16 protein-coding genes, 2 tRNA genes and 1 other RNA gene are annotated in these 16,232 nt (G+C 44.6%); 8 read left to right on the forward strand and 11 right to left on the reverse strand.

The genetic code is table 11. From position 1 onward, the window contains the following. Nucleotide 1: 1 nt before the first annotated feature. Together AACW75_RS20380 and AACW75_RS20385 are read right to left on the reverse strand one after the other, a co-directional pair. Nucleotides 2–730 carry an AzlC family ABC transporter permease gene (locus tag AACW75_RS20380; protein WP_135458976.1) on the reverse strand — a complete coding sequence of 243 codons (729 nt, stop codon included), beginning with the start codon at nucleotides 728–730 and terminating at the stop codon, nucleotides 2–4. 106 nt (nucleotides 731–836) lie between these two features. After that, nucleotides 837–1,670 carry an AraC family transcriptional regulator gene (locus AACW75_RS20385; RefSeq protein ID WP_145570397.1) on the reverse strand — a complete coding sequence of 278 codons (834 nt, stop codon included), beginning with the start codon at nucleotides 1,668–1,670 and terminating at the stop codon, nucleotides 837–839. 237 nt (nucleotides 1,671–1,907) lie between these two features. On the opposite strand from AACW75_RS20385, the gene AACW75_RS20390 reads away from it, so the two are divergent. Further along, nucleotides 1,908–2,246: a hypothetical protein gene (locus tag AACW75_RS20390; protein ID WP_019350604.1), complete on the forward strand. Its 339-nt coding sequence runs from the start codon at nucleotides 1,908–1,910 to the stop codon at nucleotides 2,244–2,246. Between the two features lie 42 nt (nucleotides 2,247–2,288). Here the strand turns inward: AACW75_RS20390 and AACW75_RS20395 are convergent, their stop codons facing one another. Next, nucleotides 2,289–3,197 (reverse strand): LysR family transcriptional regulator, encoded by a 909-nt coding sequence (locus AACW75_RS20395; protein WP_102462573.1) that lies wholly within the window; start codon nucleotides 3,195–3,197, stop codon nucleotides 2,289–2,291. A gap of 90 nt (nucleotides 3,198–3,287) precedes the next feature. On the opposite strand from AACW75_RS20395, the gene AACW75_RS20400 reads away from it, so the two are divergent. Then, nucleotides 3,288–3,920, forward strand: a complete 633-nt coding sequence (locus AACW75_RS20400) for a LysE family translocator (RefSeq protein WP_054541729.1) — start codon at nucleotides 3,288–3,290, stop codon at nucleotides 3,918–3,920. 253 nt (nucleotides 3,921–4,173) lie between these two features. Next, nucleotides 4,174–4,935 (forward strand): transporter substrate-binding domain-containing protein, encoded by a 762-nt coding sequence (locus tag AACW75_RS20405; protein ID WP_004736414.1) that lies wholly within the window; start codon nucleotides 4,174–4,176, stop codon nucleotides 4,933–4,935. Between the two features lie 104 nt (nucleotides 4,936–5,039). On the opposite strand, the gene ffs is transcribed toward AACW75_RS20405, so the two are convergent. Both ffs and AACW75_RS20415 read right to left on the reverse strand, forming a co-directional pair. Further along, an RNA gene (gene ffs / locus AACW75_RS20410) (signal recognition particle sRNA small type) lies at nucleotides 5,040–5,136 on the reverse strand. Nucleotides 5,137–5,332: 196 nt separating this feature from the next. After that, a complete protein-coding gene (locus tag AACW75_RS20415; RefSeq protein ID WP_102450203.1) occupies nucleotides 5,333–6,076 on the reverse strand; it encodes a hypothetical protein in 744 nt (247 codons plus the stop codon). Nucleotides 6,077–6,127: 51 nt separating this feature from the next. Between AACW75_RS20415 and AACW75_RS20420 the strand changes: the two genes are divergently transcribed. Further along, nucleotides 6,128–6,430 carry an MGMT family protein gene (locus tag AACW75_RS20420; RefSeq protein ID WP_102450202.1) on the forward strand — a complete coding sequence of 101 codons (303 nt, stop codon included), beginning with the start codon at nucleotides 6,128–6,130 and terminating at the stop codon, nucleotides 6,428–6,430. Nucleotides 6,431–6,522: 92 nt separating this feature from the next. Here the strand turns inward: AACW75_RS20420 and AACW75_RS20425 are convergent, their stop codons facing one another. Beyond that, a complete protein-coding gene (locus AACW75_RS20425; protein WP_029222253.1) occupies nucleotides 6,523–6,963 on the reverse strand; it encodes a YbaY family lipoprotein in 441 nt (146 codons plus the stop codon). A gap of 168 nt (nucleotides 6,964–7,131) precedes the next feature. On the opposite strand from AACW75_RS20425, the gene tesB reads away from it, so the two are divergent. Then, nucleotides 7,132–7,992 carry an acyl-CoA thioesterase II gene (tesB, locus tag AACW75_RS20430; RefSeq protein ID WP_135458979.1) on the forward strand — a complete coding sequence of 287 codons (861 nt, stop codon included), beginning with the start codon at nucleotides 7,132–7,134 and terminating at the stop codon, nucleotides 7,990–7,992. A gap of 158 nt (nucleotides 7,993–8,150) precedes the next feature. Here the strand turns inward: tesB and AACW75_RS20435 are convergent, their stop codons facing one another. Together AACW75_RS20435 and AACW75_RS20440 are read right to left on the reverse strand one after the other, a co-directional pair. Beyond that, entirely contained in the window at nucleotides 8,151–8,816 is a 666-nt protein-coding gene (locus AACW75_RS20435) for a hypothetical protein (protein WP_135458981.1), read from the reverse strand. Between the two features lie 90 nt (nucleotides 8,817–8,906). Beyond that, nucleotides 8,907–9,380, reverse strand: coding sequence for an Lrp/AsnC family transcriptional regulator (locus tag AACW75_RS20440; protein ID WP_017078855.1), 474 nt, complete (start codon nucleotides 9,378–9,380; stop codon nucleotides 8,907–8,909). A 129-nt stretch (nucleotides 9,381–9,509) separates the two neighbouring features. On the opposite strand from AACW75_RS20440, the gene AACW75_RS20445 reads away from it, so the two are divergent. Next, complete coding sequence (locus tag AACW75_RS20445; protein WP_135458983.1) at nucleotides 9,510–10,577, forward strand: PLP-dependent cysteine synthase family protein; 1,068 nt, start codon at nucleotides 9,510–9,512, stop codon at nucleotides 10,575–10,577. Between the two features lie 129 nt (nucleotides 10,578–10,706). On the opposite strand, the gene AACW75_RS20450 is transcribed toward AACW75_RS20445, so the two are convergent. From AACW75_RS20450 to AACW75_RS20460, 3 genes are all read right to left on the reverse strand, one after another. After that, complete coding sequence (locus AACW75_RS20450; protein WP_010439576.1) at nucleotides 10,707–11,027, reverse strand: DUF1244 domain-containing protein; 321 nt, start codon at nucleotides 11,025–11,027, stop codon at nucleotides 10,707–10,709. A gap of 144 nt (nucleotides 11,028–11,171) precedes the next feature. Further along, nucleotides 11,172–14,285 (reverse strand): vibriobactin export RND transporter permease subunit VexH, encoded by a 3,114-nt coding sequence (vexH, locus tag AACW75_RS20455; RefSeq protein WP_054546784.1) that lies wholly within the window; start codon nucleotides 14,283–14,285, stop codon nucleotides 11,172–11,174. Continuing rightward, a complete protein-coding gene (locus tag AACW75_RS20460) occupies nucleotides 14,285–15,382 on the reverse strand; it encodes an efflux RND transporter periplasmic adaptor subunit (RefSeq protein WP_135458017.1) in 1,098 nt (365 codons plus the stop codon). The genes vexH and AACW75_RS20460 overlap by 1 nt, the downstream gene beginning before the upstream one ends. Before the next feature lie 550 nt (nucleotides 15,383–15,932). On the opposite strand from AACW75_RS20460, the gene AACW75_RS20465 reads away from it, so the two are divergent. Continuing rightward, nucleotides 15,933–16,017: transfer RNA gene (locus tag AACW75_RS20465), tRNA-Tyr, on the forward strand. A 103-nt stretch (nucleotides 16,018–16,120) separates the two neighbouring features. After that, a tRNA-Tyr gene (locus AACW75_RS20470) sits at nucleotides 16,121–16,205 on the forward strand. Nucleotides 16,206–16,232 lie beyond the last annotated feature (27 nt).

Here is a 16,232-nt window from a genome sequence, read left to right on the forward strand (position 1 = left end):
TCTATTTCTCCTCCACAATTGTCTTGTTGCCGTTGTTTCGCTCTTGGAACGATTCGCTGATAAAGCCCGCTAACATACCGGCAATCGCTGCAATCATTAGCCCGCCCTCAATATTGTTAACCGACATGGCAACCGAAGTGACCAATGAAACCACCACACACACTACGACGGGTAGAGTTCGGATTAATGGGAACACCAAGGCGATAAAGGTTGCTGCGACCGCGAAATCGAGCCCAATTTCATTGAGTGAAGGAATTTGGCTTCCCGCGACAATGCCAACGAAGCTCGCGATATTCCAAACGAGGTAAAAACCACCACCTACACCCGCAGCGTACCAACGATTAAATTCTTTCTGAGACTGCCCACTACAAATCGCGAACAGCTCATCGGTGAGCCAAAATCCAAGTAATAGGCGCCAACGCGCAGGAAGATGGCTGATTTTGTCACGCATCGATACGCTGTACAGAAAGTGCCTTGAGGTGATGAACAGTGTGGTCAACAACATGGTGCCTAAACCAATACCCGCTTTGAACATACCCGCAGCGACAAGTTGTGCAGAGCCAGCAAAGAGAATAGCCGACATCGCTTGTGCTTGAAGCTGATTCAGTCCAGCATCTATCGCATACGAGCCCGCTAATATGCCCCACGGTATGACGGCAATACTTAACGGCATCGCTGCCATAACGCCTTTCCATAACTGCGTACGTTTATCCATTGTGTTGTTATCCATTTTTTCTAGTTCTCGTTACATTGGTTTTCCACTGTAAAAGAGCACTCACTTATTCGATTGTACAAATTTGCTTTATCGCCAAAGCACAAAGTTAAAAGCGATCAAATCAACGCATCTTAATGTACTGACCTGGGGTGTAACCGTTGGCTTTCTTAAAATGTCGATGAAAATGGCTTTGATCGTGAAAGCCACACTCTTGAGCAGTGTCCGAGATCGAATGCCCTTGCTTTAGCAACTTACGCGAAAGCCTGAGTCGGGATTGAATTTGATATGCATGTGGCGGAAGACCAAATTCTTTTTGAAAAGAGCGCACCAAGTGAAATGGGCTTAAAGCCGCAAGCTTCGACAATTCTTCCAATGACACATCCGCTTGTGGAAAATCGTCTAAAAACTCTTTCACTAGAATAAGTTGCCGTTGAGTTTTTCCATCTAATTGAGGTTTAAGGCTCGATTTACCATGTCGGCTAATCAGTTTAACCAACATCCCGTACATTAGGGTTTCTCTTAGCAGGCGATTATCTGATTCATCAATCGTGTTGAAAACTAATCTGAGTTGATTGGCGAGTTCAGGATCTTCAACCACCGCTCTAGGGAAGTAAGGAGCCCCGTAGTTCGGTAGGTTAAGCTCTTGAGTGATCTTGGCAAGTTGCTCTGGGAGAGGATACATGGCTCGATATGCCCAACCACCTTCAGTGGCAGAGTGACCGCTATGAACTTCGTCGGCATTGACCAGAATAATCGCATCTTGTGGTGCTATATGATGCCCGCCCGTTCGATAGAAACGCTGAGCGCCCTGCTCAATAACACCAAGTGTGTAGCCCTCGTGGCTATGGCGCGAGAAGTTCTGCTTTTCGTATTCAGCATTAAGGGTTTCAAGGCCACCGAGCTCTTCTGTGATCTTATATTCGGCCTTTTCTTTAGAGCGTTTCTTGTTCTCCATAACAATTCCCAAGCCTGTTAATTATCGAGCGACTTATCAGTCTACTCTATAGGCTCTTTCAGCTTTTGTACAAAATTGCGCTTTTGTTTGTTAATTCTGTTTTTATCGTTGGCTTAATAACGCCTTCTAACTGGGAGGAAAGTCTTGGTCTATAACTAGTTGGCGAGAAATTGACAAATTAGTGGGGCAATCATGGCAATACTCTCTTCAAATCATCGGCAACAGATCTGATACACCATGAAAAATACGCTAATCCTTTTCTTTTTCCTGAGCCTAACTGGGTGCACTCATAACCAATCAAAAGCACTGAGCATGAACTCCTCGCCAGTCAATACGTACCCTCAATCCATGTCGAACCTGCAACTGTGCGACACCTTGTATTACGGGCGATCAAGCAACCAGACACTCGCAGCAATTGGCAGTGAGTTTAATCGAAGAGGATTATCAAAACATTGGTGTGATACCGAAACCAACAAGCTCTATCTAACAAAGACGATTGATTGGGTTGCTGACCAAGTAGAAGACAAAGAAGATTCGGAGGAAGAAGCGTCTGCCGTTGTGTTGCCTGCGAATTAAATGAGGCAATGATAGATAAACGTCTGTTCGCACTTAATGATCTCACTTGCTTAGGTAATTAAGTGACCTATTTTTACTCAAAAAATCCCAAGTTAACCTGGCTGCGTTCGAAGAAAAACAACCGCTTCTTTTCGCTACACAAATATTACGAGGGTACTCGGGCGCAAGAGGAATAACATTTACGCCGGGATGAGATTCTGGAACGGCAAGCTCTGCAACAATAGAAACACCTAAGCCCGCTCTAATCAAAGCAAGTATCGAGGTCAATTGAACAATGGTGTGTTTTTCTTTAAGGCGAGATTTTGATAGCTTAAACCATTCTCTAATGAGCGCCTCGCTGCCCCCTTTACTCAGTATAAAATCTCGATCTTCGATATCCACAGCCGACAAAACTGGCAACTGGGATAAAGGGTCATCTTCATGAACTAAAGCCACCATACGGTCAGTAAAGACTGGGATGATATCTAGATCCAAATACTCTTTATCAACCGCGATTGCAAAATCTACGCGCCCCTCTCGCAATGCTAATAATGCTCCTTCGTCAGTAAACTCGCTTATTTCAATTTTAACTTGAGGTAAGTGTTGGCTGATCGCATGAATTAGGCTGGGTAAAATATGTGTGGAAGCGGATGCGCCAAAAGAAGCCACTTTCACCTGTCCAGCCCCATCTTTTTGAATAAGTCGAAGCTGTCTCAATAACACCCCTCCCTGCAACTCCTGCTGTTTCGCGAACTCAGCAATCAACCTCCCTTCCTCTGTTAACAATAAGGGACGACTGTCTCTTCGGACTAAAGCGAAACCTAACACATCTTCAGCACGTCGAAGAGCTTTGCTCGCAGCAGGTTGGCTGACTCCTAATACCAGAGCGGCATCAGTGATACTTCCGAGCGCTAGTAGCTGCAGAAGTAATTTGGGAACTAATGATGGGATGCTTTCCAAGTCTTCAACCATTTATATAACCTCAGGTTATTTTGATATCTACCTCTATGCTAGCAGACTACTTTTTCCGAAAAATAGATACCAGTCACCCGGAGAAAACAAATGACTATAGAAACATGGCTAACCTTCTGCCTCGCTTCACTTATCTTAACCATGACGCCAGGTCCCAGCATTTTGTTGGGCGTCATTCATTCAATGAAATATGGCGTTAATAAAGCTATTTTTACGGCACTAGGCGATATCTCAGCAAACTTCATACAGATGATCATTGTTGCAGTTGGACTTGGCATCATAATGTCAACGTCTGAACTAGCGTTCGCCGTTATCAAGTGGCTTGGAGTCACAACATTGCTGTATATGGGTATCAAGATGTTGCGTGATAAACCTGAGTGTGATGCACAAATAACCACCAATTCACCCACCGCGATTTCAGGCCACAGACTCTATTTAAGTGGTTTCTTCGTTGCAGCGGGTAACCCCAAAGCGATTGTCTTTTTCACTGCATTCTTCCCCCAGTTCATAGACCCAACCAAGCCTCTGTTATCACAAATGTTGGTGATGTGCCCCACAATGGCAGTGTTGGATTTTACGTGGGTGATGATTTACGCCATCTCTGCCAAGAAGCTTCTTGGGTTTATGCAAGATCACCCAACGTACCTGAATAAAATCGGTGGCTCAGCGCTTTTAACTGCAGCCATCGTACTCGCAGTAACAAGTCACAGCTCCAACCTATAGTCGAGCCTGTAAAGGAAAAAACAATAAATTGAGTTTCATTCGAGGGGAAAAATCGTCTGCTGTAACGCTACCTGCGGATTAATCGGATAAGTATTGTTAACGTCCTTAAATACGCTAACAGTACTTCTGGCAATAAAACTGGAGCAAACTAATTGATCTGCATGCCTTTGCTCACATCAATATGCATTTGCATTGATAAATGTTAACAATTGGTTAATTATCCATATCCATTATTACTATAAGGAAATAACCAATGAAATGGATACTTGTTGCATTCGTCAGTGTTTTCTCTGTGTTCACATACGCAAAAGATTGGAAACAAATTCGCTTTACTGTTGAAGGGGCCTACCCACCGTTCAGTTGGACAACGCAAGATGGTGAATTAGAGGGGTTTGAAGTCGATTTAGCCAACGCCTTGTGTATCGAATTAGAAGTAAAATGTATCATCTCAAAAACTGATTGGGACGGTATTATCCCATCACTTTTAAGCCGTAAAAACGATGCAATTATAGCGGCTATGACCATTACCGAAGAACGTGAAAAGAAAGTTAATTTCACTATGCCTTACGCTAAAGTTCCCACTCGTTTTGTCATGGAAAAGGGGCGTGAAATCAATATGGATGACGGCAGCTTAAATGAACTAACAATTGGGGTTCAACGAGCAACTATTGGTGACAAGTACCTTTCTGAGATCTATCCAGATGTAGATATCAAACGTTACGGCTCATTCGATGAAGCCTTTACCGATTTACTCAACGGCCGCTTAGATAGCGTGTTTGGTGGTTCAATGGGGCTCAACGCAGGCTTTCTTGAAACGGATCAGGGTAAGGACTATCACTTTACAGGCCCTAAATTTACAGAAGAGAAGTGGTTTGGTCGTGGTATTGGAGTCGCTGTTAGAAAACAAGATGACGAATTAAAAGATCTTATCGATAGTGGAATACAAAGACTGATCGACAATGGTCAACATCAAAAAATCGCAAGTAAATACTTTTCATACAGCATTTACGAGTAGGCTGATGTACAGAGTGAACACCACCAATCACGAACTGTTGTTCACTTTTTGAAAGTTTCAGATAGCAAAAAGCCGCTCATTAAGAGCGGCTTTTTTAAGGGGTGGGAACCCAGCCACATCCCGGCACACAAGTCACTCGCTGCGGCTGCTCCCTTCCAGGCCTGACCGAGTTCACGAGTTATTGTTGCGGGAGGACCAGGCCCCCATAGATTCGTTTTCTAAGAGGCTTGCCTCAAAGAGTGATTGGATTATTAAGCATCACAGCAACCATTGCAAGCCCTTCCACCCTATTTTTGAACAATTGCTGTCTAAGTGCTTATCCTTTATTCAAACCACTAGAAAATCGCAGGTAAATTCACCATTTACCTGCATTTGTAAGGTTCGGGTTATCTACGTACTAGATATCGATGTCTTCGTTATCTTCTGTACGAATGATGTAGTCTGTCATCCACGCGGTGCCTAATAGACATAACCACACCACAAAGACTGGACTAGGCACTTCGATGCTTGGGGTAATCACCAGTGCCGCAAAACCAACCGTCGGCAATGTCCAACACAATAATTTATTCCAGCGGAAGGTTTTCAAGCGCGTCAGTGTTTCCATCGATGCCATGATGCCCGTTACACACAAAGCAACCAAAGCGGCATAAGGTAAATCGGCCATCCATAATGGAAGTATCAAGCCTAATGACCACCAGCTGTGTCGGCTGGCTGGTTTAAGGTGATTCGCTGCCCACCAAATCACAATGATCGACAAAGTCTGTAGTGTGGTAATCCAGGGAGCGCCATCAAGCTTACCTGCTGACTGCGTGACCATAATCCCGACTTGCAAAGTTGCTACAATCAAGCCAGAAATAATCACGACGGATAAACTACTGCGTTTTGAAAAGACCACCATAAGCAGTGGGAATAATACCCACGCACTGACAGACAGCGTGATGGGTTGTAAAGGCAGGGTTAAACCATAGGCAGTCATGGATGCGAGCAAAGCTAACCCTGCGATGCCTCCCTGCGGTAAAATCCATAAAGCAGGAATAACCATTGCAAGCACTGGGATATCTCCCTCACTTAAACTGATTGCTCTCGCGCAAACAACCGCTAATAATGTGGTTATCAAGAACTGAAACGTTGAAAATACCATAGCCCTCTCCTTCTACCGATCCGTGGTATTAATGAACTAGGAACTTTTAGTATGGACCAATTTTTGCTCCAAATCTTTGCTGTGATTCACCAAATTCCATATGGGAAAGTAACAACTTATGGAGACATAGCACGTTTTTCAGGTTTTCCGGGCTATGCACGACATGTAGGTAGAGCATTAGGCAACTTGCCTGAAGGAAGTAAACTACCTTGGTATAGAGTGATTAACAGCAAAGGTGAGATCTCTTTGAAGGGTGATTCGTTTGATCGCCAAAAGAAGCATCTGGTCGAAGAAGGGGTTGAAGTGAGTGACGCAGGAAAGGTAAAACTCAGAATATACAAATGGCAGCCCTAGAGCTGCCATCAATTACATAACTAGTGAATAAGCCCATCAGCTCATCAGCTAATCAGCTAATCAAGATGCCTTGATATGGCGTCCATTCCTAGTTAACGAACACCAACCAAGCGCAAGTCTGCTTGTTGCGTGTTTTCTACATCAGTAATTACTGACTTAATAGTGTCAGTAGTGAAGCGCAATTTACCGTCAACGTGAATCGTTGCGCGCATGTTGTAACGGTGGTTAGCTTTAATCTTGTTGTTGTCGTAGCTCAGCTCGAATGCGAACGGAACTTGCTTACCGTCAGTGGTGAACTCTTGAGTTGCGATAACCGTCGATGGTGCGTCAGCCAGTGAGATGTCTTCTAGCGTAACAGTCACCACGGCATTCTCTGGCAATGCAATTCTTTCACGGTAGCTTACTGTTCCTGAAATCACTTGAGTGTTCTCTGCAACCACTTCCTGAGAAGCGTTCGTTTCTGATGTTGCTTGGCAACCAACAAGTAGGCCAAACGATACTAAAGACGTAATAAGAATTAGAGCCTTTTTCATATTCAATTTCTCTCAACATGTTTGCCGGACTCGGCAAATCTACCCACCAATTATAAGAGAGCTTTCATATTCTGTCTTGAAACCCTATGATTTATTGACAGATATCTGACTAAGCTAAATGATTAACACAATAATCTGACATCCATTTTACCAAGAGGCATGCTGGCGATGAGTCAACCTTTACAAGAATTATTAAGTTTACTTCAGCTAGAGAAGCTGGAAGAAGGTCTGTTCCGCGGGCAAAGTGAGAACCTAGGTCTACCACAGGTTTATGGTGGTCAAGTATTAGGGCAAGCGCTTTCTGCTGCTCGTTATACCGTTCAAGATGACCGTAGTGTGCACTCGTTTCATAGTTACTTTCTATTTCCTGGCGATCCTGAAAAGCCAATTATTTACGATGTTGAGAACCTAAGAGATGGACGAAGCTTCAGCACACGTCGTGTTAAAGCGATTCAAAATGGCCGCCCTATTTTCTATCTCACGGCTTCTTATCACGGTGATGCTCCAGGCTTTGAGCACCAGATTTCAATGCCTGATATTCCTGGGCCAGAGAACTTTGCATCTGAAACCGAGTTAGCGAGCCACATTGCGGAGTTCCTACCAGAGAAACTGCGTAAAACCTTCTGTGGTGAAAAGCCGATTGAGATGCGCCCTGTGACTGTCGTGAATCCGCTCAATCCTAAGAAGGCGGAAGCGAAGCAGTACCTTTGGGTAAGAGCAAATGGCGCAATGCCAGACAACCAATTGATTCACCAATATTTGCTGGCTTACGCGTCCGATTGGGGATTCTTGGTGACAGCACTTCACCCACATGAAGTGTCAATCATGACGCCCAACTTCCAAGTGGCGACGATTGACCACTCAATCTGGTTCCACCGCCCGTTCAAAATGGATGAATGGCTGCTATATGCGATTGAAAGCCCGACCGCGGCCAACACTCGCGGCTTAGTACGTGGTGAGATTTACAACCAAAAAGGTGAGCTAGTCGCGACAGCCGTTCAAGAAGGTGTGATGCGCTTTACCAAGTAACGAGCAAACACTTTTTATAACTATGAGCATTTTTTAAAAGCGACGTACATTTTTAGAAACGGCGAACAAGCACGTTCAAACCCAAAAGGGGCTAGGTATCATACCTAGCCCCTTTTTAGTAACGCTGACGAAAGAACGTCACACAAAAACAGTAAAGTCTATTCAACCTCTAACGTCGGCTCGAATTCACTCTGTACTCGCATTTTAATGCCATCTCCAGCGTCTCGCAGTAGATTAAATGGTGATAGCACCACCCCTTTCACCGCACCTTCTGCCGCTCCCTGAGCTAACTCTCTACTCTTATCGGCTAGCAAATTAGCTTGCACCAAAATATCAGGCACTTCAGCTCTAAGCATTTCGGATTCAGTGACAATCACTGGAATGGTTTGCTCTCGATAAGATTTACTTTCAGCGAGCATTGGCGGCATTACATCGACACGGTATCGTTTTAATTCTGTCAATGTTGGGGGAATAACATCGGTTCTGACCTGCTCGACTTCCGTTCGGACATTTTTCACTTCATCTAATATCGCAGGGATTTTGTTGTCGACCGATGAAACGGTTTGATTCACGTCATCGATCGTCTTTCTGACCTCTTCGACTGTGTTCAGAACTTGAGGAGCAAGCTCACTAACATGTTCAGCAAATGCTAGCAGCTCTTCCACTTTTAGCCCTTTCGTGAGACCGGATAAATCTTCGATAACCTGCGGATAAGTATCGACGATCTCCCCTACTTTATTAGTAAACGAATAGATGGTGTAGCCCAAGTAAAAAATGGCGACCGCTAATACCAATTGGATCGCGGTAGATACTTTTGCAAACATGAATAATCCTTTTCTTTTATCGCAGAGGCGAGATCTAAACTGAGAAGATAGTTAAACTGAAACGATAGGTAGCCTAAGATTAGTTTGAGCTTAAAGCGGCAGTGCTGTTGTGTACTTCAATGGTTCCATCGCAAATGTCGAGGTCACATTAGAGATACCGTCAATGCTATTCACCAAGCGCTTGTAGAAATCATCAAAGCACTTCATGTCTTTCACCTGAACCTTCATCATATAGTCATATTCGCCAGCCATGCGATAGAACTCCATCACTTCTGGAAACTCCGACACAGTATTCACAAAACGACCATACCACTCGTGAGAATGATCACTGGTTTTAATCAATACGAACGCGGTAAAAGAAAGATCGAGCTTTTCTGGATTCAACAGCGCGACTCTTTTCTCAATAATGCCGTTCTCTTCGAGGCGCTTAAGCCTTTTCCAGCAAGGCGTTGTGGTGAGATTGACCGCTTCAGAAATGTCATTCAATGACAGGGTGCTGTCTTCTTGCAGTAATCCTAATATTTTTTTATCTACGGCATCTATCACACTTTCACCAAATCGCATTTAAAGAGAATTATTTTCTACAATTTAAGCAAAACAAAGCAAATATGGCAAAGTTTTTCTCTCTGATTGTAGCTAAATTAGAGCCATACCAATTACAAAGAATTCCTACACTCGATCAGGAGAACGCTTATGTGCACTGACCATCAATGGATTAACAACGCGATTCGTAAAATTGAAGCCGATTACCAACGCTCAGCGGATACGCACCTTATCAAGCTCGAACTACCAAGTATCGAAGGCATTGATGTTTACCTTAAAGATGAAAGCACACACCCAACGGGCTCTTTGAAGCACCGCTTAGCGCGTTCTCTATTCTTATACGCTATCTGTAACGGTTGGGTTGGCCCAGAAACAACGATCATTGAATCTTCATCGGGTAGCACAGCCGTGTCTGAGGCGTACTTTGCTCGCCTACTAGGTCTTCCGTTTATTGCAGTAATGCCAAAATGCACAGCGAAGAAGAAGATTGAACAGATAGAATTCTACGGCGGCCAAGCACATCTTGTTGACCGCTCAGATGAAATTTACGATGAGTCTCGCCGTTTAGCAGAAGAGCTGAACGGCCATTACATGGACCAATTTACTTACGCTGAGCGCGCAACCGACTGGCGCGGTAACAACAACATCGCGAACTCAATTTTCAATCAAATGCAGATGGAAGATCACCCAGTTCCAGCTTGGGTTGTAATGAGCCCAGGTACTGGCGGTACTTCTGCAACTATCGGCCGCTTCATTCGCTACCAACAGCATGAAACTAAGCTTTGTGTTGTCGACCCTGAGAACTCAGTATTCCACGAATACTTCCAAACAGGCAATGTGAATGTGAAAGGCAATACATTCAGCAAGATTGAAGGTATTGGTCGCCCACGAGCAGAGCCAAGCTTTATCTCGGGTGTGATTGATGAGATGCGTACAATTCCAGACGCAGCAAGTATCGCTACTACGCATTGGCTGTCTGATATTCTTGGCCGCAAAGTTGGCGCATCAACCGGCACCAATATGTACGGTGTGCTTCAACTAGCCAGTGAAATGAAAGCACGCGGAGAGAAAGGCTCTATCGTGACTTTATTATGTGACAGTGGCGAACGTTACTTAGATACTTACTTTAATGACGAGTGGGTAAATCTAAATATTGGTGACCTACAACCTTACGCGGCGAAGTTAGAGGCTTTCTCGCAAACGGGTGAGTTAGCTTAAGCTCGACACTAGCATTCAAAGCTAAGATTAGCGTACAAAATTAAAAAGAGCCCTGATGGGCTCTTTTGCTATATGCGGTTTGTTCTAAGTGCTGCTTGATCTATAAATCGTTGCTGCTAAATCGACAAATTATTCTGGCTTCTGCTTCGCTTCAAATGCTGCTAGCTGTTCAGGCGTCGCCTTTGGCTGATGGTTTTGTTTCCACTCATCGTAAGTCATGCCATAAACGCGCTCACGAGCGTCATCGATATCCAAGTCTAGGCCTTGTTGCTCAGCTTCGGCTTTGTACCACTTGCTGAAACAGTTGCGGCAGAAGCCCGCCAAGATCATCAGATCGATATTTTGCACATCTTTGTTGCTATCTAAATGTGCTAACAGGCGACGAAAGGTTGCTGCGTCTAGTTTATCTTGTTCTTCTTGAGAAAGATCTTTGTATTTAAATTCAGCCACTTTACTTTCCTTTTATATTTATTTTCTTGTATTCATTCGTTGAGCTGTACTCGTTATACAAAAAAAGCCTGCAATTCGCTAGGAGCAAACGCAGGCTTTTCAATATTGTTACACTATTCCATGTTCATTAGCCGTGCGTGTTCATTAGCCGTGAGAGCTTCTACCCACGTTGTCATGGCTCAGCTCTTTATTTAGAACCGCTTCCACATGGCCAGGTGAACGCGTCGTACCCGAAACCAGTCGATACATCGCAGGGATAACGAACAGAGTAACTAAGGTCGCAAAGCCCATACCAAAGAAGATAACCGTACCCACAGCGACTCGGCTTTCATAGCCAGCACCTGTCGAGGTAATCAATGGAATCGCACCGGCTAGCGTCGTAAACGCCGTCATCAAGATTGGACGTAAACGTCGAGCCGAAGCATCAATGATCGCCTTTTCAAACTCAATGCCACGGTCACGAAGTTGGTTAGCAAACTCCACAATCAAAATACCGTTTTTGGTTACCATGCCGATCAACATGATCATACCGATTTGGCTGTACACGTTAAGACCTTGGCTCATCAACACTAAGCCTAAGAAGCCACCGAAGATACCCATAGGAACCGTGAACATCACGACTAACGGGTTGATGAAGCTTTCAAACTGCGCAGCCAATACCAAGTACGCGACCAACATCGCTAGCGCAAACACCACTAAGATACTCGATTGGTTCTCTTTGAAGTCTTTTGACTCGCCAGAGTAGCTTACCGAAATATCACCTGGCAGTTGCTCAATCGCTTGCTCGTCAAGGAAATCCAGTGCATCACCCAGTGTGTAACCTTCCATTAGGTTGGCTTTGATGGTCACCGATTTTTGCTTGTTGTAGTGCGATAAACGAATCGACGACGCGACTTCTTCAATGTGCGTCAATGTATCTAGTGTTACTAGCTCACCAGACCGAGTTCGCATATAGATTTGGCTTAAATCATTAGCATTGTTAAAGCTGTTTTCATCACCACGAAGGTAAACATCGTACTCTTCGCCACGATCAACGAACGTAGTTTCGCTGCGCCCGCCAAGCATGATTTCTAACGTATCTGAAATATCCGAAACGCTAACGCCTAACTCGGCTGCACGTTGCTTATCTACGGTTACCAATAACTCTGGTGTTTTCTCCGAGTAATCGATGTCCGCACCTTCCATCATTGGTGAATCTTCAGCCGCTTGCTTTAACAGTTCGCCCCATTTCTGAAGCTCAGAGTAATCAGAGCCACCCAGTACGAATTGCACAGGCTCACTTGAACCACCTTTGAAGCCCGGCATGAACGGGAATACACGTACATCAGGAATGCCATTTAAAGATTTACGAACTTCGTTCAACGCTTCCTGAGCGGTCTCTTCACGTTCGTCCCAATCTTCCAGGATCATGATAACGAAGCCCGTTTGGTCACCCGCATTACCACCAAACGCTGGTGATTGGATGCTGAATGACTTCAAGAAGCCTTGACCAAGCAGCGGCATTAAGCGTTCTTCGACGATATCCATGTTGGCAGACATACGGTTGTAACTGGTTGCATCGGCACCACGAACAAATGCAAATATAACACCGCGGTCTTCTTGCGGAGTCAGTTGTGAAGGCACTTGTTGCATTAAACCGTAGCTACCTCCCATACACGCGAGAATAATAACAGGGGCAGCCCATCGCCAATTCAAAGCACGACGCAGTACCGCTTTATAGCCAAGTTCTAACTTGCCAAACACACGTTCGATAAATAGGTTGAAACGATTCGGCTTAACATTCGCTTTTAGGATCTTACTGCCTAACACTGGTGTTAGCGTCAGTGCCACCACCGACGAGAAGATCACCGACATCGCGAGTAACACTGAGAACTCTGTAAACAGAAGACCTACCATGCCATCCATAAATGAAATTGGTAGGAATACCATCACTAGCACTAACGTAGTTGCGATTACCGCGAAACCTACTTCACGCGTCCCTTTATAGGCCGCAAGCAGTGGCGACTCTCCACGTTCGATGTGATGGAAAATATTCTCGACAACCACGATGGCGTCATCTACTACTAGACCAATCGACAGGATAAGTGCCATCAGGGTAATCAGGTTAATAGAGAAACCGAAGTAGTACGCGGCAATAAATGACGAAATCAAAGATACCGGAACCGTCACCGCTGGAATAAGTGTCGCACGAGCTTGGCCAATAAAGACGTAAAGCACGAGGATAACCAAACCACCCGTAATAAAGAGTGTGCTATATACCTCAGAGATCGAACGGTCGATAAACACCGTTGAGTCATAATCAACAGCCAAACGAGTCCCATCAGGCAGGAACTTCTGAATCGCCTCAACTTCTTTATGGACTAAGTCAGCAACCTCAAGTGGGTTCGCATCTGACTGGGGCACAATCCCCATACTAACGTTAACAATGCCGTCACTCTTAAACGTCGAGTTTTCGTTTTCTGCGCCAATGTACACATCAGCCACATCTTTCAAATAGATAGGTGTGTTATCAGACGCACGTTTTACGACTAGGTATTCGAAATCTTTGGCTTCAGTGTAAGATCGTGCAGTACGAACCGACATCACGATCGCGTCATTACGTACTTCACCACCTGGGCTTTCAATGTTCTCATTATTTAGCGCTGTAGTAATATCAGAAGCAGTAACGCCACGACCCGCCATTAGGGCTGGTTTCAGCTTCACATACATTACTTTGTATAAGCCACCAGAGATATCCACCGAACTCACACCAGAAATCAAACTAAAGCGGTCAATCAATACACGCTCTGTGTAATCGGTTAACTGAGTTCGGTCCATTTCTGTTGAACTTAAGTTGATGTAAACCGAGGCTTCACCACTGCCGTTGTTCTTATAAACAATCGGATCATCTGCTTCATCTGGCAATGAGCGCTGAGCACGAGCCACTGCATCACGCACATCACTCACCCCCGTATTGAGGTCGTAACCAAGCTCAAAGGTAATAGTGATACGCGACATGCCGTTACGCGTCGTGGATTCAATTTCATCGATGCCACTGATACCGGATAATTGGTCTTCAAGATTGGAGGTAATCTGGCTTTCAATGATAGTGGCCGACGCACCCTCATAACGAGTACTGATCGACACCACTGGACTTTCAATATCTGGCATCTCACGAACAGCAAGTTTATTAAATGAGACAATACCAAACACAACCAAAAGCAGGCTCAATACGATAGCCGCTACTGGTCTCTTTACAGAAACATCAGATAACAACATTAGTTCGTACCTTCTTGTGCTGCTGTATTTCCATCAAGGTTAGCTGTATCGCCCTCAAGTTTAGCGGGGCGATTAACGGCTAACTCTTGAACCAAAACACCGTCACGCATGTTAACGATACCTTGCACCACGATCTTCTGACCAATCTCGATGCCTTTCTCAATCACGACTTCGTTATCGATACGCGCACCTAAGAACACCTCTGTTCGGGTTGCTTTGTTATCTTCGCCAATCACATAAACAAAACGTTTAGTGCCCGAGTACTCCAAGGCTTGGACTGGAATAATCGGTGCTTCTACTGGTGGGAAGTCCATATCAGCCGCGACTAGCATGCCCGGCTTTAGGTAATCATTGTTGTTATCGAAATGAATTCGAACTCGCAGGTTCAAAGTTTCAGCGTTGATACGAGAATCAATGCCTACCACTGTGCCAGTGAACTGAGTATCGCCCCAGGCACTGGTGTGAGCCGTTACTTTCATGCCTTTAGAAAGTTTAGAAAGGTAGCGCTCAGGAATTTGAAGATCTAACTGCATCACAGACAAGTCATCTAAAGTCACGAGTTCAGTGCCTGCTGTCACCATTTTACCGCGGCTAAAGTCGATAAAACCGACAGTGCCAGAGAAAGGTGCGCTGATGTGTAGATCTTTAAGGTTGGCATTCGCAGCAGCTAAACGTGCATTGGCAATTTCAACGTTGGTTTTCTGAGCGTCAATTTCAGTTTGCGTAATCGCATTACGTTTCACTAGTCGTTGGAACTCCGCTAGCTTACGTTTTTCGTCTTTTAGGTACGCTTGAGCCTCTGCAACCGCGGCCTTGGCTTTGTCATCATCTAATTGAACCAACATCTGCCCTTTAGTGACGTCTTGGTTGGCTTTGATGTTGATAGAGTCAACTCTACCAGCCACTTCAGAAGTAATGATCACAGATTGTTCGGCTTCTAACTTACCGACCAAAGAAAGAGACTGACTAACTTGGTGAATATCAACCTGCTCAGTAACAACAGTAACAGTACTTGGGCCCATGCGTTTTGCGAGTGCGGCTGGAGACGCCATAAGAATCGACAAGCTAAGCAGGGTTAAAACAGATTTATGCTTCATAATAATGGTCTGCAAGTAAGTTTGTACCAATCACAGTGAGTAAGTGGTCAGAAATAGCGTAGGGAAAAGGCTTGAGAACAAGGCAGAATTTTCGATAAGTAGTTATCCTACAATCAAAAATTCTAACGCAGTTATCGAGCATTTTAACAAGCTAGAATGACAAGTTACTTACTACGATTGGTATTATTATCTATAAATGAAATTAACCGTATTCTATCAACTGATGAATGCTGTAACGTCAAGAAGTGTAAATCTAGGTTAAATTCCATTTACGTTTCTTCGCCAATAACACAAACCAAACACAATACAGAAAGTCAGTTACCTCAAGGTGTTACCTGTCACTACGTAAACCTGAGCGTAGGTGTTCACTTCACGAGCAATATGCATACTTTTCGCCATCTTTGCCCAAAAAGGCAGCATTTAACACAAAACCATAAGAAAAACTCTTTACAGGTTTAACGTGTTTGCTATGATGCGCTCCGCACTTGAGAGATGCGTTGGGAAAAACATCTCTTTAGCCTATCCATTATGAGATAGGAAAAAACACCCTGGAGGGGTTCCCGAGTGGCCAAAGGGAGCAGACTGTAAATCTGCCGGCTCCGCCTTCGATGGTTCGAATCCGTCTCCCTCCACCATATTCTTCTTACCTCTTTATAAGAGTTAAGAGAACAACCTGATTGATGGGCTTATGGGAAAACATCAATTTAGGCTTACTTTGTGAAAAGTAAGACACACCCTGGAGGGGTTCCCGAGTGGCCAAAGGGAGCAGACTGTAAATCTGCCGGCACTGCCTTCGATGGTTCGAATCCGTCTCCCTCCACCATATTCTTCTTACCTCTTTTTAAGAGTT

The sequence above is a fragment of the Vibrio sp. L3-7 genome, assembly GCF_963898195.1.
Taxonomy (GTDB): Bacteria; Pseudomonadota; Gammaproteobacteria; order Enterobacterales; family Vibrionaceae; genus Vibrio; species Vibrio echinoideorum.